The organism is Microbacterium galbinum (genome assembly GCF_023091225.1).
Lineage (GTDB): Bacteria > Actinomycetota > Actinomycetes > Actinomycetales > Microbacteriaceae > Microbacterium > Microbacterium galbinum.
Map to the genome: position 1 here is coordinate 313771 of NZ_JAHWXM010000002.1, position 23570 is coordinate 337340.

The window sequence follows — 23570 nt, forward strand, 5'->3', positions numbered from 1 at the left end:
CATGACTGAAATCGACGACACCAACCGTCGCTCGCGTCTGCGTCAACTCCGAGCAGGCCTAGAAGAGCTTCACGCAGTCGCCCTTGCCGAGCGCAACGGTGAAGCCTTCACAACCAAGGAGACGCTCGTTCACATTAGTCGAGACCTCGTCACCGAGACTACGGCGAGCTCGGTCTAGGACCTGCCCTCTGCTCCCTAGGGCGGATTCCTCGTATGTGTGTGGAGACTGACCTATCGCGGACCTGTTCGAGCAGGCAAAGCAACGAGCTTGCGTCTCCGATAGGTGTCGTCACCGCCACACTGGCTCAACACGCTGTTCGTTAAGTTCTCGTCGTCCCCGTTTTGCTCGTTCGAGGCGATGGACGCGTGGCGTCAGGACCGCGCGAACGATTCTGCGCTGATCTGCGAGGTCCAGCTCTTTCCACTGGACGTCAGGTTCGCCGCGATCAATGAACTCGCGAACGTACGGGTCGATCGCCGACATCTCTGCGAGTGCTTCGCGGCAGTCACGGATCAGGGGTTGCAGGCGTGACTCTTGGTCGATAATGAGGTCGAACCGTTGTAGCGCGGCCGCGTCCGCCCGCACGGAATCTAGGTAGTCCTCGTACGCGGCGATCTCATCGATGAGGCGACGACGTTCCGTTTGAGCTTGCTTACCTTGGTTTGCGGTACCCGACGTGAAATCGGCCGAACTGAGCCGTGCGAATAACAGCTCGCAGACGATCTCATCGAGCGTCTGCACGCTGATGCTGACATGAAAGCCTCTCGGCTCGTCGGGTGCTGCCAGCCCTGGAAGCCTCCCGCACGCGTAGTTCAGATAGCCCCTTCGCGGCGCTGGCGAACCGTCCGAGAGTGGCTTTCGCGGCGTGTAGTGATTCGTCCAGCACTTCAGCGGAGCGTTGCATACTCCGCATCGGGCGATCGTCGACAGAAGATGTTTAGCCGTGTGATCGCGCGGACGTTTCCGATCGCTCTGGCAAAGGATTGCCTGCAGCTCTTCCCAAGACTCGGGGTCGATCAAAGGCCCCCAGATAGCATCAGCAACGACATTCCCCCGAAGCACTCGCTTCCCCACATACGCTGGTTGGCGCAACATCGCTTTGATCGCGGCGGGGTTCCAGCCCCCTGTCCCATCCAAGGGGTGCTGTCTAGGGCACCTTGGTGGCACACCTCTCCGATTGAACTCTCTAGCAACGGAGTAGATCGAGTCGTGGCGCATAATGCGCATTGCCGCTTCCTTGACGATTGGCGCCTGATCCGGGTGCTCTTCGACCCGAACAAGTTCGCGCGTCTGCTCGTCGTACACGCGCCGGTAGCCGTACAGGTTTCGACCGTGCGGGCGTCCTTGCTCAGCAGAGGCGCTCGAACTCCTCCGCCGCCGTTCAGAGGTCTTCTCAGATTCGTACTCTGCGTCGACGGCGTCCTCGAGGAGACTGCGCCGGTCGCGGGCGTTGGCGGGGTCATAGAGGCGGTTGTGCGTAGTGACCCAGATGCGGACGCTTCGCTCCCTGCAGAGGTCCACGAGGTCTACCCACTCGCCCACGCGACGCGACCCGCGGCTCGACTCCCAGATCGCAAGGACATCGGCATCGAAGGTGCCTGACTCAAGGTCCCCGATCAAACGCTTGAAATCCTCGCGCTCCTTTCTCGCGTATCGACTCGCACTCCGGTCGGCATCTCGGTATGGCGCGGCGGAGTGAAGGGCCCACCCTTGAGCCTCAATCGACGTCTTGTTCTCTCCATGTTGTTGATCCGGGCTTCTGCCCGTGTCATGGATATCCCTCGACACCCTCAGATACTCACGAACCGATAGCCGCTTCATTCGCCCAGTAGACACCCACACGTGCCGCTCGACCAGGGGTTCCCGTCGACCGCTCAGGAGTACTACGACGGCCAGATCGACCTGACTAAAATGCTCATCGACGACCAAGCCGCGACATTCGTCGTCCGCGCGGCCGGCGACTCGATGCTCGGCATCGACATCAGATCGGGTGATGAGAGCCTCATCACCCGATCGAAGCATCCGCTCAATGGAGGATGTCGTGGTCGCGATCCTGAACGGCTAGCTCACGCTGAAGCGGCTTTTCCTAATGTCGGCATCCAGAGTCGCCCCGCTCAGCGCCTTCTCGAGCAGGTTCGCGCACAGTTCCTGAGGCACTTCGAAGCGCTCCATGTTCTCCACCAGGAACGTCGTGAGTTCAGCGTCTCGGAGCAAGGTCGCATCGCCTATAGCGTTCGCGCGGCATACACCGCCGCGCACAGACGCACCCTCGATCAGATCGAGGGTGTGAGGCAACCGCTTCCACTCGGTAGATTGCTGCGCATGACTGAAATGTGGGCCGCGCTAGCTGGTGCCGTTGTGGGTGCCATTGTCGGTGGCTTGCTCTCCGCGTGGGTCGGCTCGAAGCAGACGGCAAAGGTGCTGAAGCATGAGACCGACATGGCGGCCGCCGAGCGGAAAGAAGCACAGCGCGCCGATGAAGAGCGACGGCACTCAGCGGCCGCTGACCACCTGATCACAGCGCTAGCCGAGTACATGACCCTGAGTGGAAGCGTGCACGATGGCGGCCGCGCGGTGGAGCACTTTGTGCGGATGGCCACGACAGCAGACGTTCATCGTGACAGGGACCGCCGAACGGCAGCTCTCCTTCAAGCGAGCGCAAGCTACGCCCATGCACTGCCTGAAGAAGTGCGCGAGAGGTGGGACGCCTTGATCTGGGTGGTGCGCTTCAACTCAGCCAAGCAGTCCGAGCGGTCGGACGGAGATCGGCGGCGCGACTACAGCGATCTGAGGAACTACAGCGAGTACGTCCGCCGCTCGCTCACCGCTGTGACCGCGAAACATCCAATGCCGCCTCACTACCCTGCCCCGGACGTTCGCCGCGAAGAGCGCAAGCCATGGGGCTACTCGCCAGAGGACGCCGAGAAGGAACCTGACCTTACCGACTGGCAACTCAGCGACCGTTTGGTCGGCAGGGTGTCCTTCTCCACAGGAGAGCTGCGGTGGTACGGCCCCAATGGCCTAGTTGAAGATCTTCCCCGAGCAGAAGCCGCGCCCACTGCGGAGGATTAACTGTATGGGAGGTCACCGACTTGATCTTCGGCGTGGGCGACAAACTGCAGGTAGGTCTTGTGTCGGCGAAAAGTGCTCGTGCATGGGCGACGGCCAGTGAGGCCTGGGTCGCTGACGCCAAGTAACTCGCCGGGAACCACCCACCGTCCACGCCGCTAGGGTCCGCGCCGTGCCACTGTCTCCAGGTCGATAGTCTCAGACGCATGTCCGTGACGCTCGTAACGATCCTCGATTCGGAGTCGCTGCCTCTCCAGGATGTGCTGGTCATCAGGCACGCCTACAACGCCGAGCCTGCGTCGAGCCGCCTTGCCGGTGTCCAGGCAAATTCGACGGACGACGATATCCTCGCGTACACGCGCCGCCAGTCAGCGAAGCCACGAATTTTCCCAGTCACCCCTCCGCGATGGTGGGTCGTGCTCCTTCCGGAAGGCGGTGACCGCGGACGCCTCTGGCGCGTCGTCGAGAATCGAGGGGAGATCTCGAACGACGGTGAGCTCCGAGAGTTCGACCTCGTCTACAGCGATCACCTGCAGGACTTGCTCGGCCGACTTGTCATCGGTTGGAGGGCGGGTCGGGTGTGGCGCGTCCGTGGCACGACGGCAGCGACCTACCCGGTGCTCGAGATCGCCGACGCTCAGCCTCCCCGCTTCCCGGGCTTCGACAAATTGATCGTCTCGTACGAGATGTTGCAGGCCGTGGTGAACGAGCGCCGGTACGCCGCCTGGCAGACAGCGCTCTCATCGATTGTCGGTATCTATCTGATCACCGACACCCTCGACGGGCGGCACTACGTCGGCAAGGCAGACGGCGCCGAGAACATCTTGCAGCGATGGCGCACCTACGCCACCAACGGGCACGGCGGCAACGTCGCCCTGAAGCTGCGGGATCCGTCGAGCTTCCAGTACTCGCTGCTGCGGGTCTTCGACCCCTCGACGCCACTCCGAGATATCAACGCCGCAGAGAGCCACTTCAAGCGCGCACTAGACAGCATCACCCACGGACTCAACCGCGGCTAAGGAGCTCGGTGTAGTCGCTCACTGCGAGAAGTCGCTCAGCGCGGGAAGCTCTCGGCCTTCCACAGCTGACTCTCGGCACAGCAGCACAGCACCGCAGAGGCGACGACGAGAGGCGAATCGTTCGCGACTTTCTCGCAGGCCTAGAAGACAGCGATCACCGCCCCGCCTGATCCGCTGACAACCTCCAGGAGATGATGGCGACCCCGAACTACAGCTACGACGCGCAACTGGGTAGGACACGCGCTCCTCACCAGTTGGAAGGTCACCAGTGGCGATCGCTGAAGGAGATCAAGCGCGCGCTGAAGGCGGACGAGATCGGGTGATCCGGCCGGGCCTCGTTTAGGGCGACGTGGACGCCCTGCCTGCGCGATTCGCTACAACGAGTGCGATCACCGTGGTGAGGACGAAGATGACGACAACCGCGATCGCTCCGATCGTCGTCACGATCCCGCTGCTCGCGAAAGATACGACGGCCGCAATCACACTCGCAGCGAATCCAACCCAGACGGAGGCTGACGCGGACCGGTGAGAGGCAGTCCAGGAAGCGTCGCTTCTCATGGTCGCGACCGTGCGGATGCCGGCAAGACGATTCCGTCGGAGATCCCCCCGCGCGGCGAGCTCGACTACGATCCCGGTCACCAAGAGCAGGACTGGGAACACCCCTGCGATCACCTCCACGGGAACACCCTACGAAGCCTCATTCGAGCGTCCAGCGCGAGCGACGCGACGATTGTGCAACGCCAATACGGCGAAAGCCGCTGCGGGGCCACCGATGACGATCATCATCACCCACTGCCACCCCTCGCCTGCAACGAGCACTGCGCCCAGCACGATCAGCCCTGCGCCGATCCCTCGCATCGTCGCGGATCCGCGCGGCGAGGTCTGCGGGCGCTTCCCGAACGGGATCGGCGTCAGCTCGTTCGCTCGAATGGTTCGAGAAAGCGCTGTGTGAAACAGCACGATGCCGGCGACTGACGCAACGATTCCGACTACGAACATGCCCTCGACGGTATCAGCGGAGCCCGGACCTGTCGCGAGGCCAGCGACCTCACGGTACGACTTTGCGACGGCGCGAACCCTCGCGATCCTGCTCGGCGACTGGCCAAGAGCCGTACACCAACTCAGCCCCATCTCACTTCAACGTCTGGCCCATTACCGACGATAAGAACACTTATCCGGACTATCGGCGCAGCCGAGCCTCAATCACCGGCGGGCCCACACTCCGATAAGGCGCCAGGAGGGCCTTCAGCGCGAACCCGTGTCTCGTGGGCCGGGGTCCACGACCCGCCTCCGACACTCGCATGCATGCTCAACAGGTCTAAGTTCATGACCCGCGGTTCATGTCGGGAACTGCGGGCCTCCGCGATACTGGGTTGGTGACACTCATCGAGGGTTTCCGCTTCCGCGGGTACCGCAGCTTTCCTTCGGACGACCTAGCCACTCTCGCCCCCTTGAACAAGATAAATCTGATCGCGGGGCAGAACAACGCTGGGAAATCCAACGTGCTCCGAGTAGTGATGAATGCGTACTCCCGAGAGAATCAACCGTCTTCCACATGGGACCGACCGCTACTCGACGCAGATCATGAGTTCCGAAGGTCTCAGTTGTACCGCGTCGCCGAGGTCATGACATGGCCGGGGCTGGCACAACTTGACCAATACGTACGCGACCGCCTCCGTGACTTCTTACACGCTCCCTTGCTCGGAGGCTCCGACGGTCAACTCTGGTTGCCTATCGCCAGTGGGGGGAACGTGGACGATACGGCGCTCCGTGACGTCTCGTTGCGAGTCGGCGACAGTCCCGTTGCCTCAGACCTTTCCATGACGTTGACCCACACCGGCGGCGGGGGGCAAGGCGAGGACGCCTATCGGATCCTGCAGCACGTAGCGGCGGCGAAGCCCGTGCCTCCGGAGGCGTTCCTCATCGGCGGTGTCCGAAACATCTCGCAGGAGAGCGATCAAACGCCGGACCTCAATGGATTGAGCATCAAACGTCGGCTGATGGAGCTGCAGAACCCTGCGACCGAACGGCTGTCAGACAAGGAGCGGTTCGTCTCTGTGCAGGAGTTCGTGCGCGCTGTGCTCGAAGACCCGACAGTAACGATCGAGGTGCCACACGATCTGTCGACGATCCACGTCACGCAGTCCGGGCGCACACTCCCGATCGAAAACTTGGGCACAGGGGTACATGAGGTAGTCATTATCGCCGCTGCGGCGACGGTGATCCAGGATTCTGTCCTGTGTATCGAAGAGCCAGAGGTACACCTACATCCCGTGCTGCAGCGCAAGCTCCTTCGATACCTCGCGACAAGCACAAGCAATCAGTACTTCATTGCTACCCATTCAGCGCACATGCTCGACTCATCGATTGGTTCGATTTTCCACGTAACCATGGACGAGGGACGATCTCGGGTCCGTTATGCGGGTATGGCACGCGACAGATCGCTAATTTGCGCGGACCTCGGCTACCGCCCGTCTGACCTGGTTCAGACGAACGCCGTGATCTGGGTCGAAGGCCCTTCTGATCGGATCTACATCAAGTCGTGGATAGATCGGCTCGCGCCCGAGGAGTTCGCAGAGGGAACTCATTATTCAATCATGTTCTACGGAGGAGCGCTTCTAAGCGAATTGTCGCCACTGGATACCGATGAAGTGCAGGAGTTCGTAAGTCTGCGCAGCTTGAACAGATACATGGTCGTCGTCATTGACTCGGACCGGCAGAGAGCACGATCGAAACTAAATCGAAGCAAACGTCGAGTAATCGAGGAACTCGCACAGGATCCCCAATCCGGGTTCGCTTGGGTGACCGCGGGGTACACGATCGAAAATTACGTGCCGGAGCAATTACTCGATCACGCAATCCGCGTGGCGCATCCGTCAACATCCGCGCGGGCCTTTGACGCGCAAGATAGATGGGTCAATCCTCTCACCGAGCGGAGGCTCGGAATCCGCCCCAGCAAGGTCGCGATTGCAAAGATCGCGATATCCGGTGACGACACGTCGTGGCCATACGATCTGAAGACTCGCGTGCGGGAAATTGTCGATCTTATTCGCAGGGCCAACGGTCAAATCTAGGCGCTTCATAGTGCGTCTATCGCGTGGGCTAGCGTCGGCACCATCCGCGTATGCGCATAGGGAATACAACGCGGGTCGGGAGGGTTGAAGGCCACGTGCAGGGACACCAACCTACTAATCCGCGGACGCATGCGAGGTCCGGAACTTGTACCATCTGCGGTCGGTACGCCGAGTTGACGTTTGCGCATGTACCACCCAAAGCTGCATGGAATCGGGGACATTTTCGGCGATCGGTGGCTACTTCCAATCGCGAAATGAAGTTCGATCGAGGACGCGACGGCGGCGTAGGGCTGTATGCGCACTGCGAAGAGTGCAGAATCTTGACGTCCCCTTGGGATGACGAGTATCTTCGGTGGGCTCAAGCGGTCGCCCGCATCGCGATCTCATCTCCAGGGCTCGGTCAGCGGACTGCACTGAACTTGGTCGCGGCATCGGCGCGGCCCGGCCGCTTCGCTCGGGCGGCGATCGCTGGGTTAACGAGCCTTACAGACGGACTTCGAGCTTCGGATCCTCGCTTCGTTGATGCTGTCCTTACCGGAGCCTGCGTCCCGCCGACCGCAGATACTGAACTCCGATTCTTCCTCGCTGTAACCGAGTCGGTCGCTGTGCCGCTGATTCAGGGGTCGCACAGGGCAGAAGGCGTTACCGTGAATCTCCGTGAAGGGTCGGTGAAAAGTCACCGAATGGTGAGCGCCGTGTCACACTTCCCGCCATTCAGCGCAATCTTGGCCTATCGTGCAACCGAGATTCACCGAACACATCGAGACTGTACGGATTGGCTCCAGTACTCTCCCGACGAAGTCGTCGAGAACTTTCGGATCACCTTGCCTGTTGTCCGCCTGGTTGAAGGGGCTGTCGCCAGCGTGCAACCTATCGCGGCACGAGCCTTCGAACCAGGATCGATCTAGCCGTTCCTTGCCACTCGTCGCTTCTCTGGGGACAAGAGCTGAGTTGGTTCGTGCCGGGCTGCATGCTGAGGCTAGCCACCTTCAGTGCTCGGTTCAGCGTCGCCGCACTTCCCATCACCAGACCGGACGGTGCGCCTTGGGAAGAGTGAGACTCCAGCTGCAGCGGGACGGGGGTGGCCGATGAGTGAGTCGGCCTGACTTGGATTCATCGTCACTAGGACGCGAGTCAAGCTCCCAAGGAACAGAACCACGCGCTGCCCGCGAGCGCCTCGTACACCACGCCTCGTCTGCTGTTCGCATCGACACGAAACGCGATAGCCGCTGTCTCGGCCAGCAGAGCCGAAGCAACTTCTGCTGAATGCCCAGCCACAATCCGTGGATCGGCCTCGCGGGCCTCGCGTTCTGCCTCTTCGTCGTCCGGACGAGGGGGAGTTCCTCGAAGGCTTTCTCGCGCCTCGGCGATATCTTTGCCCGACACCGAAGAAAAGAGAAACGCGAGTCCCAAAGTTTTGAATTGGTTGCTGATCCTTGCGCGTTCATCCTCCTCAAGGTCAGCCGCAGGCGCGGCGAAAAATTCGAGCGCACCGCTTCCCTTTTCTATCACGCGGGCATACAGCCAACGAGACTCGACTGACTCAAAGAACGGGTGAAACAGCTCTGTGGTGCTCTCCGTCGCGACATAGTCACCCAACTTGTGATTGCACTGATGACACGCCGGGACGAGGTTCCATGGCTCAACCGCAAGCCCCCCAATGATGCTCTGCGGCACGAAGTGGTCGAGAGTTTTAGCATGCCCGTACTGGCAATAGCTACATAGCTCAAAAGTCGCCGAGGCTACGAGGCGGTCATAGTGATCGCGCGCCCCGCCGGTGGGCTTTGACATGTGATTGTCGTACACCCATCTCATTTCGTCGTCGGTGACTTCGGTCAACCCATAATCGGCAGCGCGCATTTGTCGGCACCCGTCGCCGATGACTTCTGACCCATACCTCTCATGGTTGGCTTCTAGTTCAGACCTGGCGGCACGAACTCGATTGCGAAGGTCGGGGTTTCGGATCTTCCTGGCCGCATCAGTGGCGATCTCTGCGGCTGAGATGTCAGTGGTCTCAACGGCCCACATGTTGCCGTCCCATGACTTCGATCATGGATCGGAGAACTGAACGTCCCTCGGCTCCGACTTGCCCTCCAAGCGACTCCAGTGCGGCCTCATATCCCTCGGCGGCGAAGTTTCTCGCGGTTTCGAGGAGGATTCCGTGATAGCCGGTGGCAGTGACTTCCAAACCGAAGAGTTCGCTTGTGAGTGTTCCGACGTTCTCGCCAAATGTCTCGATCGCCGGTCGGCGGAGCGTCGTGACGTCACCCTTGCGGTTCATCTTCCACACACAGTCACGCGGTACCTCTTGGAGGACTACCGGGGAGTGCGTGGCCACAACGGCAACGCCATTTCGATTGAGAAGGAGGTCGCTGAGGGCCCGCACGAACGCGGAAAGTAGCGGGGGATGAAGATGCGCCTCGGGTTCATCGAGTAGAACGAGACTCTTCTCTGACACAGTCTCGACGAGTTTCGTGGTCGTGAGCAGGACGATCTTATGGCCCGAACTCAGTCGCTTGAACAGACGGCCCAAGCGGTTGAGTGTCTCATCCTCGGAATCCGTACTCTCATGCCCCTCAACTACGTCCGCGATGCCCGATGCGGCGAAGACCGGGTCGCTTTCGAGCAGCCGGAGCGCTCCTGCGAGCCGATCTTTCCGCGCGCCCCGTAAACAACTCCGCGATGACTTGGTGAACTCGCTGGCGATCGCCCGAGGCCCTTTGATGCGATCGGCCTCGTCCTTCGAGGCGCCGACCAGCTTAAGGCCCACGTAGTGATAGGTGAGGCTCTTGGTGCGATCCTGAGCAACTGACAGCGGCTCGAATGCATCGAAAGCACTGAATGAAACAGAAACCAGGTTCGATATCTGACCACCACTTTCGCTCCGCGACGCATCCGACTGCACGAAATGCGTCGCCAGCGAGTTCAAGAATGTGCTCTTGCCGACGCCATTCCTCCCTACGATCACGTGAATGTTGGTCGGAAGGGCGGAGTCTGGGTCGACCGCGAACGTGACCGACGGGGTTCCGGGAGCGTATGTCAGCTTGTATCTCAGATTAAACTCAGTCAACTTAGCGCCACCCTTCGCTAACCGGGAGAACTGCTCCTTGACGGTTAGCAGGGGGACATCTCGAAGAAGAGAAACCTTTGTGACGGGTTCATCCTGAGCCTTCTCAAGAAGGCCAGGCACATAGGCGAGATCGCGTAGTCCATCGAGAACCTCGTCCCGGGTCGATCCACCCAGGGCCGTGAGCGATTCGTAGAACGACGAATCTTGGGCGAGCGAGAAGAACTCTGTCCCCAGGCGCTTGAAACTCTGCGGGGGGCCTGGCCGTCTTGAGACGCCCTCCTCGCCTTCGCCTCGTCCCGCTGGAGCAAGCCCAAATTTGCCGATCTTCGTTGTTCCGATTCGGTGTCGCGTTCCGTTGGCATCAACATAAGAAACAAAGAACGTCGTGGCGAACTTGAACCAATCGTCCCAGTCCTGCGATCGCAAGTACACAGTGTTCGGCCGGTCAAGGATCGTGTCGGAGCGAACACGTATGAACTTCAAAGCGTCACCTGTTTCGTCTGGCCCAGCGAGTTGGTATCGAGCATACGAGAGTCTGTATCCCTGTCTCCTAGTCCGCGAGCCACGGCGAAACCTGATTGAAGGTGGCTCAGGGAGGTGCCTAAAGCCGGCCCTCGGTGGTGGGGTGTGCACTGGCGCGCCAAATCTCAATCGGGATACTTGTGGCACCCATCGCCCGCAGACACGTCGGTGTGCACCATGCGCTTGCTTCACGACGACTAGTCAAATAGACGCGCGGCCGAGTGCACGCGGCGGCGAGGTGTTCTCAGGAGGCGTTGGCCGGCTCGCCTGGCTCATCGGAGGCCTCCGGGTGGACGTGTTGCCACAGTGCCAGGAGCTCTCGGTCCTCGGCCTCGTGCCCGGGGTTGCCCACGGTCGCGAAGGGGTTCTCCGGTAGCTCGAATGCGTACGCCGGGTTGTTGAGAATCTTGCCTTTCTTCCCCTCGCGCATGGACTCGAGTATCCGATCGCCCATTGCCTGATCCAGGCTGAGCATGATCCGGCACATGTTCTGGATCTCCTCCTCGGTCGACGGCGGGACGTCCTGCTCGGCCTCCAGTCGGCGCTTGCCCTCGATGTGCTCGCCGAGGCGCAACTGCCATCCGATCTGGTGGACGTGCCCGATCACCTCCCGCACGGCGTCGACGTCGGCGATGCCCTCCGGCGTTACCGGATAACCCTGGGGAGAGACGTCGACGTAGAACCCGCGCTGCTTCAGCAAGTTGTGGTCCCGCCGCCACTCCTCGATCGCACCGAGGACACGAGCATTCTCTTCCGGATCGGATGGCTCCACTCCAAACCAGTACTGCTCATCCACGAGGAATCTGTGCACGACCTCGAGCTTGAGTCCGTGGTCCCCCCAGACCTTCTTGAGCCAATCGTCGACGAACGGCTCGCCCTCTGGAGCGTATGCCATGCGGACGCGGCGCTCGTGCAGGGCGATCGCCTTGCCCGACTCCTCCATACCGAGAATCGCCAGCGACCTTGCCAACGGGACGCTGTCGCCCTCGAGCATCGCCACGGCCGCCTGGAGCAGGCGATCGGCGTTGGAGAGCAGCGCGTCCTGCAGGGCGACGACCTGAGTGGGCTCAAGGTCATCCGGGAGAAGCTGTCGACGGGCCATAGACCCAGTCTCGCCCCTACCTCCGATAGACGGTAGCCGGGGCGAGCCTGCCGGTGGTCTCGCAGCCAGTTCAGGATGCTCCGCGCTGTTCCAGCTGGAGCCGGTGCAGCCCAGCGTGCGCTGAGCACGCGCGGCTACCCTCGCCTGTCGGCAGCGGAGCCGACGCGGCCTCAGCTGACGGCTGACGCTACGGCCGCAATAAGTTGCGTGCTGCGCGAAGTCCCGAGCGGTCTGAGCACTGTATACCGGCGGACCCGCAGCCAACCATCAGATCAGTAGACCGCGGCCGGTCTCCGGATGTGTCAGGATCATGCCATGTCGGCTCGGAGGTCGATGCGAAAGGAAGACATGGGCTTCTCCATCAGGATCGCGCCGGGGGTGCGGGTGCGGGCCTCGTCGCGGGGCGTTCGCACGAGCATCGGGCCGCGGATCGCGCGTGTACACGTCGGGGCAGGGCGGACGGGGTTTTCCACCGGGGCCGGACCCATCGGCTACTACACGTCTCTCGGCGGAGGGTCGCGGACTCGCGGCACTCGACAGGGCACCGGCTACGCGACATCGACTCTGGCAAGTGCCGCGCGCCTGGACAAGATCGACCGCACTATGGCACTCGCGGCGGCTCTAGATGCGATCGCCAGCCTGCACCAGGAGAAGTTCACTCTGGCGCAGCGCCCGGTCCTCCCTCCGCCTCCACCGGTGGACCCGGAGGCTGTGCGGAAGAGCCACGTGGATGCCGCCCTGAAGCGGATCAGCGCCTTCAAGCGGGCTGAGCGCCGCGCCGCCACTTCCAGCGCGATCGCGCACGCGGATCAGGCTGTCATGCAGGAGACGCATCGGCGCGTAGGGGCCTGGAAACAGGAGCAAGCAGAGCTCGATCAGTTCTGGGCGGCACTCCTCGCGAACGACCCCGCAACGGTCATGGACCAGCTCGCCTCGGCGTTCGAGGACAACGCGGCTCCCGCGGCGCCGCTGGCCGTCGAAGGCTCCGAAGCGACCCTAACCGTTCTTGTGCCCGACGAGCGGTCCTTGCCCGACCAGATGCCAGGGGTCACGGCCGCGGGCAACCCGAGCATCCGCAAGATGACAAAGGCGGAGCGGGATGGCTACTCCCACCTCCTCGTGTGTGGCTACCTGCTGGCGACCGTCAAAGAAGCGTTCGCCGTCGCCCCGGGGCTCACGAGCATCCGTATCCTCGCGGTGCGCAGCGCCGGGATCACCGCATACGGCGAGCGACGCGGCGAGGCGATGGCCGCCGCCGTGATACAGCGCACAGCGCTCGACGGCGTCCGCTGGAAGGAGGTCAACGCCTCCGTGATCCTGATGGACGTGGCGTCCCAGCTGATCCTCAATCAGCGTCCTCCGAGCCCGGGGCTGCGTCCTCTCGATCTCGACAAAGAGCCCGAGATCGTCGCGATCATGGAGCGTATCGACTTCGACGACCTCGGAGAAGGCTGAACCGTCCATGACGCCCGCTCCGAAGAACCCGCGCCCCGGGTGGTACCCCGACCCTGAAGATCTCACCCGGCAACGCCGCTGGGATGGGAACGACTGGACAGGCGAAACCCGGGAGACGCCTTCAAGCTCTGCACCCCCCGCGCCGGGCCGGCGCGACCGAGCACCTGAGCTGCCCGCACCACAAGCGCGCGGAGTCTCCTCCTCCCCGCCGCCCACTGAACTGGCGCCGGAGCCCCACGTCGCGGGGCCCGGGCGTTCGGGCCTCATCGCGCTGATCCTCGGCATCGTCGCCTTCCTCACCGGGTGGGCACCTTTCCTCGGAGCCGCATTCGGGATCGCAGCCATCGTCGTGGCTCTCGTCGCCCGGCGACGACGCCAGCGCAAAGTACTGTGGGTCACCGGGCTCGTGCTCGCCTCCGTCGCGACGATCACCTCGGTGATTATGGCGGTGTCCTTCATGACGTTCCTCGCCGCGCATCCGATCGATACGTCCGCTGGCGAGGTAGCCGCCGAGAGCAGTCAGCCGTCGCCGGAGGTCTTAAGCCCGTACTCCGAGAGCAAGCCTGACAAGGGCGAGCCGGAGACGGACGAGATCCGCGAGTACTGGCCGATCTCCGGCGACCTGCGGATGCCGCAGTTCGTCGGCATGAACCTCGCGGACGCGCTCGACGAGGCCAACCACCTGCGCCTCACCCTGCGGTACGAGGACGAGCGCAACGACCGCGCCGTCTTCATGCCGTCGAACTGGACAGTGGTGTCCCAGGACATCGCCCCGGCGACGGACTCCCGAGAAGGAGACTGGGTCGAGGTTCGCGTGCTCAAGCACGGCGAAGTCACCGACGAGGTCACTGAGGCACTGGCCTACGACCTTCATCTCGGCGAGCGGAGCTTCACGGGGACCATCACGGGCTACGAACGCGACATGACCCTCGACGTCTCCACCGTGCTCGTCGACGCAGCACCGGTGTCGCTGGATCTGATCTCCCCGCTGGCGCCCCTCTGCGGCTCTCCATTGAAGGACGGCCTGACCGCGGCGGCCGCCGAACTCGAGAAGCAGCTGCCGATCGGGCAACGCGTGCTCGTGGTCATGAGCCGCACCGGCGAGTCCCACGGGTTCATCCACCTGCTGGGACCGGACGACGAGACCGAGACAGTACCTCCCGCCGACTCCGTGAACGAGCGACTCATACGCACGGGCTGGTGGGTGCCTGACGCCTCACAGATGGAAGGCGGCGTGGGCGTCGAGGGCTGGGGCAGCGAAGTGGTCGCCTTTACACCCTATGCACCGCGATACACCGCCGAGTCTCAGGCTGTCGACTACGTGCCGTTCATCGCTCAGGCAGGCGACCAGGCTGTGGCTAATTACGCCGGCACGATCGGTGACTGCCGTCGCGCGGCAGAATCAGATGCGAACGCCTACGTCGCCCGCTGGCAGGAAGCCGAGCGGGAGCGGGAGAAGGCGATCGCCGAGATGGAAGAACTCATCCGGTCGGGCTACTACCTCTGCCGCGACGGCGACGGTGACGGCGTCTGCTACGAGCACTGACGGGGAGTGTACGGGTTGCCTCCCTGAAGGAAGGGCTTCGAGCTCGGCATCCCGCCGGGGGTCTGCCCAGACGCCGTCCTTAGATCCGGATCTCCGCAGGTGCCCTGCGCTCGTCCTGCCAGGGAACGCCTAGCCATCGCGTTCGTTCGTCGACCTATCGCATTGCCGTTATGCTCGCGATAACCCGGCGATGAATCGTTCTCCCGGGATCTCGAGCGGGAGAACCATGACAGACAGTGACGTGCGCGCTGAGGCCGAGGCCATCAAATATGAGACTCAAAGCGTCAAGGCGGTGCGTGGCACCGAGAACCGCACGATCTCGAAATGGGAGAACGACGGTTGGGAGCTGGTCACGCAGACTCCGGGCAAGCTCCGCTCGGAGCTGGTCTTCCGCAGACCACAACGGAAGCCGCCGTGGAAGACACTCGCAATCATCGGCGGAGTGCTCGTCGCTCTGGGCATATTCATCGGCATCATGGTCGCTGTCACAGGCGGAGACAACGATGACGCCGCCGAACCCGTCGACACACCCAGCGCAGAACCAATCGTGCCTGAGGACGAGCCCGCGCCAGAGCCAGAGGGGCCCGCAAACACAAAGCCCATCGAGACAGAGCCCACCGAGCAGGCTCCGCTGACGATGGAAAATAGCCCTGAGCTCGCAGCACTGCTCACCGGACCGGCGGACATCCCCAGCGTTGAGGCCTTCGCTGAGCAGTATGCAGGCCAACTCATCGAGTTCGATGGCTCGATTGGTGCAATGCACAACCACGAGGGCTATACGACGCGGTACGACATCCTGGTCACGTACGGCGACTACAGCGAGACCCACTCGAACGGCGGGCCGAGCTTCCAATTCCGAGACGTGAACATCACGAGCGACCTGAATCTGACCGGCGACGTACCTGACACGATAGGCGTCGGCGACAACGTCCATGTCATCGCGCGCGTCGGACCGTTCAGGGACCCGCTGTTCCAGCTGGAGCCGGTCGAGACCCGCGTACGCTGATACGCCCCTCAGGTCGGGTTCGTCGATCGAGGGCTACTGATCGCCTCGCTCACGCGACTCCTCCGCCAATCTGCTCGCCCCCGCCACGCAAGAGCCCGGGGCTGTGGCACTTGGTGCTGCTCCGCCGGAACGAGGCCGGCGGAACAGCCGTCCGACTGGGCCAAAACTCGGCCGCTGGGTGGACGACACGGCGTCGGGTGTGAGTCCTGAGCGCGCGACGACTACTGCTAGCTGTTGAGCTCCTCCAGGAACGACCGCGCCCCTTCAGAAGCGTCCGTGCGGAGCTGCTCCTCAGGCGCTGTGTCACCAGTCTCAATCATCATCTGCGCGAATGTGCCCGTCCACGCGCCCCGTGCGTCGAGATAGTTGTTCATGGCGCCTCGGATCTCTTCCGGATCGGATGAGTCCTCGGTGGCGACGAGTTGGCGTGCCACAGCACGGGCGGCCTCCCGCGGCCCACCCGCGTTGTACAGGATGACGTACATGAGGTCGTACTTGTCCTTCTCCAGCCTGCGTTCCAACGCAGCGGCCGTCTTGGCGAGGAGGTATCCGCCGAGGTTCGCGAACCGGATGCTCACCGTCTCAGGAGCATCGAGTACAACGGCTCGTACGACATCTGAAACGCGAAGCTCACGCACCATGGGGGCGTGGAGTGCTGCGGCAGGACCGGCGATTTTGCTCGCTACTGCGGACCTGGAGCGCGGAAGCGGGACCGTGTCATCAGTGTGATCCCACACGTCGCACAGGAACTCCAAACGCACCCGTGCGCCCCCGAGCATGGCGTCCCAGCGCCACATGTTCACAGAGGAAAACCCGCCGGCCTCGAGCGCCTCGTCGATCCAGGAGTAGTCCGGCGTCGCGGCGACGTTGTCGAAGCCGAGCGCGAAGAGCAGATCGATATCGGTCGTTCCCTGGTGGGGGACCGGCGCCCGCGTCGCCAGGAAGTCAGGGTTCAACCCTCCGATCACGACGAAGTCGATGGCGCGATCGCCGGCGAGCAACACGAACCTGACCAGCGCATCCTCTGCACGTTCGCGAGCCTGACGGCTTCGGATCTCAGAATGCAATGACGCTCTCCCTCAGATGCTCTCCCGCCTCAGCTGCGCGTCCCCGGCTGCGCAGAAGGTCCGCGTACACGCGTACCGGCGAGCAGAGGGAGACGCCGTCACGATTGTCGGTCAGACCGAATACGAAGTCCTTCTCGGTGAACACCCGAATGCGGCCGCCGTGCGCGACTTCACGCACGTCGTCCTGACTCGATACACGGCGGCGGAGGTCCTGCAGGTCATCGAAGGACACGTACACGTCGACGGTGGGGATGCTGGTCAGGAACGGCGCGATGCGTTCCGCGGCCACGGTTCCGGTCACTGCCCAGTTCGTGCCTTCTAGCGACGATGTGAGCATCGAGAGCGACTCCTCGTGGTCGCGCCACGGCACATGGAACTCCACCACGGGCGTCGCCGCGCCCAGCGCGTACTGCCCTGCCCAGTCGCTCAACATTCGCCCCGGGTCGCGTAGCTCGCGTGTCGCCGTGCTTCCTCGTTCTGCTCCGGTCTTGATCGTGTAGTGCTGCTCGTCGAATTGGCGCAGGACGCGCGCCGCGTGAGCGACGGAGACGTCCGCGGCTTGAGCGATGTCTGCGACCTTTCCGATGGAATCGGGGACGTCGCGCCCGTAGCTCACCCGCCACGACAGCAGCGTTTCAGCGACCGCCTGCGCGGCCCCCGACCAAGTGAACTGCCGCCTCGCGTCGGCGGGGACCGGGTCGAGGCGCGTAATGTACACCTCGCCGGGGATCACGATGCGCGCTCTCCCGCTCCCATCTGCCCACGAGAGTCGTTCCTCATCGAGGATCTCCCGTGCGCCGGCACTCATGCGCCGAGCTGTGATTACGGTAAGTGCGTCAGTGGGCGCATCGACATGCATGAGCATGTTACGCGCGCGCTGCACGTCTGCGGCCAGACCTTCTCCAGCCCAGATCGGACGGACCATCCAAGTTCGGCCGTCGAGCGTGAGACGGACCGAATCGAAGCCGACCTCGGTGTCGAACTCCGGAGGGAGAGCGCGAACCAGGGCGGCGACGGCGGAGTTTTCTCGCGAAGCCATGGTTATATCCTATCGTGATCTTTACTTAGTAAATGCAATTTTACTGCATAAAATCACGCCGTGAGAAAAGGATCTTACTAAGACCGCCGGCCTAGCTTGGATGGCGCCGCCGGCGCGGACGCTCAGTGCGCCGCGCCGTATGCCTCAAGTACGCCGTCTGGCCCACGGCCCCGGTCAACTCCTGGCACCTGCTCTCCTTCGCCCAACGTGCGCACCGTCGCCAGATCCCGGTTCGGAGGATTGGTGATCCTACAAGTCCCTTACACAGAGCTCATAGCGGTCAGGCATCTTAGCGAATGGGGACACTTCAAGTATGTTTTAGAACATCCACGGTAGCCATCGTGGTGATCGCGTACTCGGCCGTCGCCGCTCCGGTTTCGTCGCCGAACAGCGATGCGGCCCGACGCCGGTCGAGTGGGGGAAGTGCGTGCATGGTGTTCCTTCTTTCTGGTGTGACGCGGTCGCGTCGTCGTTCCGCTCATGTCGGGAGCGGCGTGGAGGTCAGGACGCTGAGGAGCATCGGTGCGACGCCCAGCAGCAGGAAGGCGGGGAGCGTGCAGACGCCGAGCGGGAGGAGCAGCCGTGTCGAGAGACGCGACGCGCGCAACCTGCCCTCGACCCGCGACGTGTGGCGCTCCTGGGCAGCCGACGCACGGAGGAGCTCCACGGCGGGCACGCCGGCCGCGCGCGACAGTTCGAGCACGTCCGGCACACGGTCCTCTCCGCCGTGCGCGATCGATCCGACCGCGTCGAGGAGTCCCAGTGCCCGGTCGATCGAGGCTCCACCCGCCAAGGCCACGGCGACGAGTTCGGCGCGCATGCCCGGTGTTCCCGGTGACGGCCGCGCACGCCGGAGCAGGCTCGCCGTCCAGGCCCGCGCGAGGAGCACGAGCGCTCCCCCGGCGAGCACGCAGGCGGCGCCGATCGGATTCCGAGTGATGACCCCGATCGTGTCGAAGCCCAGCGCGAACCCCAGGAGAAGACCGGCGAGCGGCATCCACAGCAGCAGGCGCGCCGTGCCGGCAGGCTCGGTGAGGGCGATGCGCACGTCATCGGCCGCGGACGCGGCGTCGCGCAGGGTCTCGGCCAGCGTGCGCAGCACCTCGGCGATCGGTGCGCCCACCGTGGTCGCGATCTCCCAGGCGGCTGCGAGATCGACCCACACCCCGCCCTCCGCCTCGATCGCGGCGGCGATGGGCTCGCCCGCGTCGATGCGCGACACGATGGCGATCGCGTGCCGGTCACCGGTCTCCGCGAGATGCCGCCAGGCCACCGTCGGCATGGCTCCCGCCTGCAACAGCACGGCCAGCGTCTGCACGGAGGTCGCGGCATCCGCACCGTGCGTCACATCCCGTACTCGCCGCCTCACCATGGCCGCACCTCCTCGATCGTCAGCCGCTCGTCCGCGAGCGCGAACACCCCGGCCTGCGCGATGCGCCGGGTTCCGCCGGGATCGCGCACGAGATGCAGCACGGTGCTGAAGGCGCTCACGGTCTGCCGCGCCAGCGCCGTGGCATCCATCCCCGCAAGTGCCCCGAGTGCTTCCAGTCGCGCCGGCACATCGGTCAGTCCACTCGCGTGCAGGGTCCCGGCGCCACCATCGTGCCCGGTGTTGAGCGCGGTGAGCAGTTCACGGATCTCCTCACCGCGGCACTCGCCCACGATCAGCCGATCCGGCCGCATGCGCAGCGACTCCCTCACCAGACGCGCCAGGCTGATCCCTCCCGCGCCCTCGAGGTTGGCCTGGCGTGCTTCGAGGGCGACATGGTGAGGATGCCGCGGCCGCAGCTCGGCGACGTCTTCGATCGTCACGAGACGCTCGGAGTCCGCGGCTTCTGAGAGCAGCGCGGAGAGCAACGTCGTCTTGCCCGTGCCCGTGCCTCCGGTGATCAGCAGATTCGCCCGCTCATGCACCAGGCTCATCAGCCACCGCTGCATCCGTGCGTCAAAGCAGCCGAGCGCCGCGAGCGCATCGAGGTCGGCGGCGCGCACCCGAGGGATGCGGATCGAGATGGCGGTGCCGCTGGCCGCGACGGGGGCGAGTACGGCGTGCACGCGGATGCCGGAGTCGAGCCGCACGTCGACGCACGGCGACTGGTCGTCGAGATGGCGCCCTCCGAGACCGACGAGCGCGACCGCGAGATCGCGGACCTCTCGTTCGGATGCCCGCCACGCGGAGACGGGTTCGGCGCCCTCGCCCCGATCGAGGAACAGCCCTCCGTCGCCGTTGACGAAGACATCGGTGACGGCGTCGTCGGCGCAGTGCTCGGCCAGCATCCCGAACGCGGGGTCGATCCGCAGCGGGGCCGGCGGAATCGGCACCGAGGCGCCGTGCGGGCTCTCGGCGCCCCGGGGCTGGAGGATGAACGGATCGGCCATGCCCCGACGCTAGGCAACGGGTGGGACCCCGCTCGTCCACGGATGCGGTCGCTGTGCAGAACCCACGGCATCGGCGCGCCGTGCAGAACCGATCGCGGCGCCTCGCCGTAACAAAAAAGGCGGCACCTCACGGGGGGAATGAGGTGCCGCCCGGGGCGGGCACCGATCGGGGGAATCGGGCGCGCCAAGGCCGGAATGAGTATTCGGCTGAGGTCGAGTGTACGCAAGGCAACCGTCCTGACAAAACCGACGCGACTACCGACTTTCGGCAGTATTGATCCCCCGTGCGCGAGACTAGATTCGCCCTGTCCCGGACGCACCACCCGGGATCGACCCCAGCCGCAAAGGAGCGTCTGCCGATGAGCAGTCAGATCGACCACCTTCTCGATGAGAACCGCCAGTTCCCGCCGTCCGAGGAGTTCGTCGCCCAGTCGATCTCCTCCCCCGATCTCTACGAGCGCGCCGCCGCGGACCGCGAGGGCTTCTGGGCCGATCAGTCGCGCGAGCTGCTGCACTGGCACACGCCGTTCACCCGGGTTCTCGACTGGTCCGCCCCGCCGTTCGCCAAGTGGTTCGACGACGGCGAGCTCAACGTCGCCTACAACTGCCTCGACCGCCATGTCGAGCAGGGCAACGGCGACCGCGTTGCTCTGCACTGGGAGGGCGAGCCCGGCGACAGCCGCAGCATCACCTACGCCGAGCTGACCGACGAGGTCAAGCGCACGGCCAACGTGCTCGCCGATCTCGGCGTCGGCCAGGGCGACCGCGTCGCCATCTACCTGCCGATGATCCCCGAAGCCGTCGCCGCGATGCTCGCCGTCGCGCGTCTCGGCGCCATCCACTCGGTGGTCTTCGGCGGATTCAGCGCCGACAGCCTGCGGGCGCGCATCGACGACGCCGGCGCCAAGGTCGTCATCACCGCCGACGGCGGTTACCGCAAGGGTCGCGTCTCGGCGCTCAAGCCGGCCGTCGACCAGGCGCTGAGCGACCGCGGAGACGGCGAGCAGCTCACGGTCGAGCACGTGCTCGTCGTGCGTCGCGGAGGCAACGAGGTCGACTGGGTCGACGGTCGCGACGTCTGGTGGCACGAGGCCGTGCCCGCGGCATCCGCCGAGCACACCGCCGAGGCGTTCCCCGCCGAGAACCCCCTCTTCATCCTCTACACCTCGGGCACCACCGGGAAGCCGAAGGGCATCCTGCACACGTCCGGCGGCTACCTCACGCAGGCCGCGTATTCGCACAAGTACGTCTTCGACCTGCACGCCGACAGCGACGTCTACTGGTGCACGGCCGACATCGGCTGGATCACCGGGCATTCCTACGTGACCTACGGCCCGCTCGCGAACGGAGCCACGCAGGTCATCTACGAGGGCACCCCGGATGCCCCGCACCCCGGCCGCTGGTGGGAGATCATCGAGAAGTACAAGGTGTCGATCTTCTACACCGCCCCGACCGCCATCCGGTCGTTCATGAAGATCGGACGCAGCGTCCCGCAGAAGTTCGACCTCTCGTCGCTGCGCGTGCTCGGATCGGTGGGCGAGCCCATCAACCCCGAGGCATGGATGTGGTACCGCGAGGTCATCGGCGGGAACCGCGCCCCCATCGTCGACACGTGGTGGCAGACCGAGACCGGCGCGATCATGGTCTCGCCGCTGCCGGGCGTCACCGCCACGAAGCCGGGCTCGGCGCAGGTGCCGCTCCCCGGCATCCGCATCGACGTCGTCGACGAGCAGGGTCAGGAAGTCGGCAACGGCAACGGCGGCCTGCTCGTGGTGACCGAACCCTGGCCGAGCATGCTGCGCGGCATCTGGGGCGACCCGGAGCGCTTCCGCGAGACCTATTGGGAGAAGTTCGAGAAGCAGGGGTACTACTTCGCCGGCGACGGCGCCCGCCTCGACGACGACGGCGATCTCTGGCTGCTCGGGCGTGTGGACGACGTGATGAACGTCTCGGGCCACCGTCTCTCGACGGCCGAGATCGAATCGTCGCTCGTCGCCCACGAGGCCACCGCCGAGGCGGCCGTGGTCGGGGCGTCCGACGAGACGACGGGCCAGGCGGTCGTCGCCTTCGTCATCATCAAGGAGAGCTACCTCTCAGCGCACGACCCGGCGGGTCTCGCTCAGCAGCTGCGCCTGTGGGTCGGCGAGCAGATCGGGGCGATCGCCCGCCCGCGCGACGTCTACATCGTGGGCGAGCTGCCCAAGACCCGCTCCGGCAAGATCATGCGCCGTCTGCTGCGCGACGTCGCCGAGGGTCGCGAGGTCGGCGACACGACGACGCTCGCCGACACGGCCGTGATGACGATCATCTCGTCGCAGCTCAAGTAGTTTCTCGGGGGTCCGCTCCGCGATGCCCCTGCGCCGGTCGAGACGGGGACCCCTGCACCCCGATCGCCCGGCGCAGGGGCATCGCTGCGCTCACCATCGATCTGCTGCGACCAGGCTTCTCGCCTCCCGGTAGGGAGAGAGGCGGATGCCGCGGGCCGATCAGGCGAGGAGGAAGGTGACCTCGACCTCGACGGGGCTGTCGAGCGGCAGCACGGGCACGCCGACGGCGGCGCGGGCGTGACGGCCGGCGTCGCCGAAGATCTCGCCGAGCACTTCGCTCGCGCCGTTGATGACGCCGGGCTGGCCCGAGAACTCGGGAACGGATGCCACGAAACCACCGACGCGCAGGACCCCGGCGATCCGGTCGACACCGCCGGCGGCATCCGCCGCGGCGGCGAGCGCGTTCAGCGCGCAGGTGCGGGCGTAGGCCTGGGCGTCGGCGGCGTCGACCGCCGCGCCGACCTTGCCGGTCGCGGGAAGGGCGCCATCGGTGAACGGGAGCTGGCCCGAGGTGTAGACGACCCCCGCGTGGACGACGGCGGGTACGTAGGCGGCGACCGGGGCGGCGACGGCGGGCAGCTCGATGCCGAGCTCTGCGAGGCGGGCGGAGATGCTCATGCGGCACCGCCCTCGAACTGGCGGGCGGCCTGGGCGGCAGCCGCGAGACCGGTCTCGTTGGATCCGTCCTGCGTGACGGGGCGCTTGAAGTAGGCGACGAGTCCGCCCTCCGGACCCTGCACCACCTGGACGAGCTCCCAGCCCTGCTTGCCCCAGTTGTTGAGGATCGCCGCGGTGTTGTGGATCAGCAGCGGCGTGGTGAGGTATTCCCACGTGGTCATGGCACTCCATCGGATCGTCGTGCGGGCGCAGCGGACGAACGCGGGCCCGTCAAAG

20 protein-coding genes and 1 pseudogene are annotated in these 23570 nt (G+C 64.5%); 9 read left to right on the plus strand and 12 right to left on the minus strand.

The annotated features are described in order from the left end of the window. Nucleotide 1 precedes the first annotated feature (1 nt). The gene (locus tag KZC52_RS15615) at nucleotides 2-178 is read left to right on the plus strand and encodes a hypothetical protein (RefSeq protein WP_247625058.1); all 177 of its coding nucleotides are present in this window, start codon (nucleotides 2-4) and stop codon (nucleotides 176-178) included. A 111-nt stretch (nucleotides 179-289) separates the two neighbouring features. Here KZC52_RS15615 and KZC52_RS15620 read toward each other — a convergent pair whose 3' ends face one another. Further along, nucleotides 290-1822 carry a recombinase family protein gene (locus tag KZC52_RS15620; protein ID WP_247625059.1) on the minus strand — a complete coding sequence of 511 codons (1533 nt, stop codon included), beginning with the start codon at nucleotides 1820-1822 and terminating at the stop codon, nucleotides 290-292. A 21-nt stretch (nucleotides 1823-1843) separates the two neighbouring features. On the opposite strand from KZC52_RS15620, the gene KZC52_RS15625 reads away from it, so the two are divergent. Both KZC52_RS15625 and KZC52_RS15630 read left to right on the plus strand, forming a co-directional pair. Next, the gene (locus KZC52_RS15625; protein WP_247625060.1) at nucleotides 1844-3073 is read left to right on the plus strand and encodes a LexA family protein; all 1230 of its coding nucleotides are present in this window, start codon (nucleotides 1844-1846) and stop codon (nucleotides 3071-3073) included. 413 nt (nucleotides 3074-3486) lie between these two features. After that, on the plus strand, nucleotides 3487-4089 hold the full coding sequence (locus tag KZC52_RS15630) for a GIY-YIG nuclease family protein (RefSeq protein ID WP_247625061.1): 603 nt from the start codon (nucleotides 3487-3489) through the stop codon (nucleotides 4087-4089). A gap of 339 nt (nucleotides 4090-4428) precedes the next feature. Here KZC52_RS15630 and KZC52_RS17670 read toward each other — a convergent pair whose 3' ends face one another. Both KZC52_RS17670 and KZC52_RS15635 read right to left on the minus strand, forming a co-directional pair. Further along, nucleotides 4429-4767, minus strand: coding sequence for an SdpI family protein (locus KZC52_RS17670; protein ID WP_372491588.1), 339 nt, complete (start codon nucleotides 4765-4767; stop codon nucleotides 4429-4431). Nucleotides 4768-4776: 9 nt separating this feature from the next. Further along, nucleotides 4777-5088: a hypothetical protein gene (locus KZC52_RS15635; protein ID WP_247625062.1), complete on the minus strand. Its 312-nt coding sequence runs from the start codon at nucleotides 5086-5088 to the stop codon at nucleotides 4777-4779. A 377-nt stretch (nucleotides 5089-5465) separates the two neighbouring features. Here KZC52_RS15635 and KZC52_RS15640 point away from each other — a divergent pair, with 377 nt between their 5' ends. After that, entirely contained in the window at nucleotides 5466-7163 is a 1698-nt protein-coding gene (locus tag KZC52_RS15640; RefSeq protein ID WP_247625063.1) for an AAA family ATPase, read from the plus strand. Between the two features lie 1134 nt (nucleotides 7164-8297). Here KZC52_RS15640 and KZC52_RS15645 read toward each other — a convergent pair. The 3 genes from KZC52_RS15645 to KZC52_RS15655 form a co-directional block, all read right to left on the minus strand. Beyond that, a complete protein-coding gene (locus tag KZC52_RS15645) occupies nucleotides 8298-9023 on the minus strand; it encodes an HNH endonuclease (protein WP_247625064.1) in 726 nt (241 codons plus the stop codon). Nucleotides 9024-9177: 154 nt separating this feature from the next. Further along, nucleotides 9178-10716: an ATP-dependent nuclease gene (locus KZC52_RS15650; protein WP_247625065.1), complete on the minus strand. Its 1539-nt coding sequence runs from the start codon at nucleotides 10714-10716 to the stop codon at nucleotides 9178-9180. 283 nt (nucleotides 10717-10999) lie between these two features. After that, entirely contained in the window at nucleotides 11000-11857 is an 858-nt protein-coding gene (locus KZC52_RS15655; protein ID WP_247625066.1) for an AbiV family abortive infection protein, read from the minus strand. Between the two features lie 348 nt (nucleotides 11858-12205). Between KZC52_RS15655 and KZC52_RS15660 the strand changes: the two genes are divergently transcribed. The 4 genes and pseudogenes from KZC52_RS15660 to KZC52_RS15670 all read left to right on the plus strand — a co-directional run bounded on the left by KZC52_RS15660 (nucleotide 12206) and on the right by KZC52_RS15670 (nucleotide 15864). Continuing rightward, nucleotides 12206-13312, plus strand: coding sequence for a DUF4236 domain-containing protein (locus KZC52_RS15660; RefSeq protein ID WP_247625067.1), 1107 nt, complete (start codon nucleotides 12206-12208; stop codon nucleotides 13310-13312). Nucleotides 13313-13319: 7 nt separating this feature from the next. After that, nucleotides 13320-13430 (plus strand): annotated as a pseudogene (locus KZC52_RS17675) (DUF2510 domain-containing protein); the annotation flags it as partial. Nucleotides 13431-13661: 231 nt separating this feature from the next. Next, nucleotides 13662-14858 carry a PASTA domain-containing protein gene (locus tag KZC52_RS15665; RefSeq protein WP_247625068.1) on the plus strand — a complete coding sequence of 399 codons (1197 nt, stop codon included), beginning with the start codon at nucleotides 13662-13664 and terminating at the stop codon, nucleotides 14856-14858. A 226-nt stretch (nucleotides 14859-15084) separates the two neighbouring features. After that, nucleotides 15085-15864 (plus strand): DUF4839 domain-containing protein, encoded by a 780-nt coding sequence (locus KZC52_RS15670; protein WP_247625069.1) that lies wholly within the window; start codon nucleotides 15085-15087, stop codon nucleotides 15862-15864. A gap of 227 nt (nucleotides 15865-16091) precedes the next feature. On the opposite strand, the gene KZC52_RS15675 is transcribed toward KZC52_RS15670, so the two are convergent. From KZC52_RS15675 to KZC52_RS15690, 4 genes are all read right to left on the minus strand, one after another. Next, nucleotides 16092-16931 (minus strand): hypothetical protein, encoded by an 840-nt coding sequence (locus KZC52_RS15675; protein ID WP_247625070.1) that lies wholly within the window; start codon nucleotides 16929-16931, stop codon nucleotides 16092-16094. Continuing rightward, a complete protein-coding gene (locus KZC52_RS15680; protein WP_247625071.1) occupies nucleotides 16921-17970 on the minus strand; it encodes a type IV toxin-antitoxin system AbiEi family antitoxin in 1050 nt (349 codons plus the stop codon). The genes KZC52_RS15675 and KZC52_RS15680 overlap by 11 nt, the downstream gene beginning before the upstream one ends. Before the next feature lie 478 nt (nucleotides 17971-18448). Beyond that, the gene (locus KZC52_RS15685) at nucleotides 18449-19342 is read right to left on the minus strand and encodes a type II secretion system F family protein (protein WP_247625072.1); all 894 of its coding nucleotides are present in this window, start codon (nucleotides 19340-19342) and stop codon (nucleotides 18449-18451) included. Continuing rightward, nucleotides 19336-20349, minus strand: a complete 1014-nt coding sequence (locus KZC52_RS15690) for a TadA family conjugal transfer-associated ATPase (protein WP_247625073.1) — start codon at nucleotides 20347-20349, stop codon at nucleotides 19336-19338. The genes KZC52_RS15685 and KZC52_RS15690 overlap by 7 nt, the downstream gene beginning before the upstream one ends. 359 nt (nucleotides 20350-20708) lie before the next feature. Between KZC52_RS15690 and acs the strand changes: the two genes are divergently transcribed. After that, nucleotides 20709-22676, plus strand: coding sequence for an acetate--CoA ligase (gene acs, locus KZC52_RS15695; protein ID WP_247625074.1), 1968 nt, complete (start codon nucleotides 20709-20711; stop codon nucleotides 22674-22676). 159 nt (nucleotides 22677-22835) lie between these two features. Here acs and KZC52_RS15700 read toward each other — a convergent pair whose 3' ends face one another. Continuing rightward, nucleotides 22836-23294 carry a RidA family protein gene (locus KZC52_RS15700; protein ID WP_247625075.1) on the minus strand — a complete coding sequence of 153 codons (459 nt, stop codon included), beginning with the start codon at nucleotides 23292-23294 and terminating at the stop codon, nucleotides 22836-22838. Further along, complete coding sequence (sp36, locus tag KZC52_RS15705; protein ID WP_247625076.1) at nucleotides 23291-23515, minus strand: Sp36 family protein; 225 nt, start codon at nucleotides 23513-23515, stop codon at nucleotides 23291-23293. Before sp36 ends, KZC52_RS15700 begins: the two co-directional genes overlap by 4 nt. Nucleotides 23516-23570 lie beyond the last annotated feature (55 nt).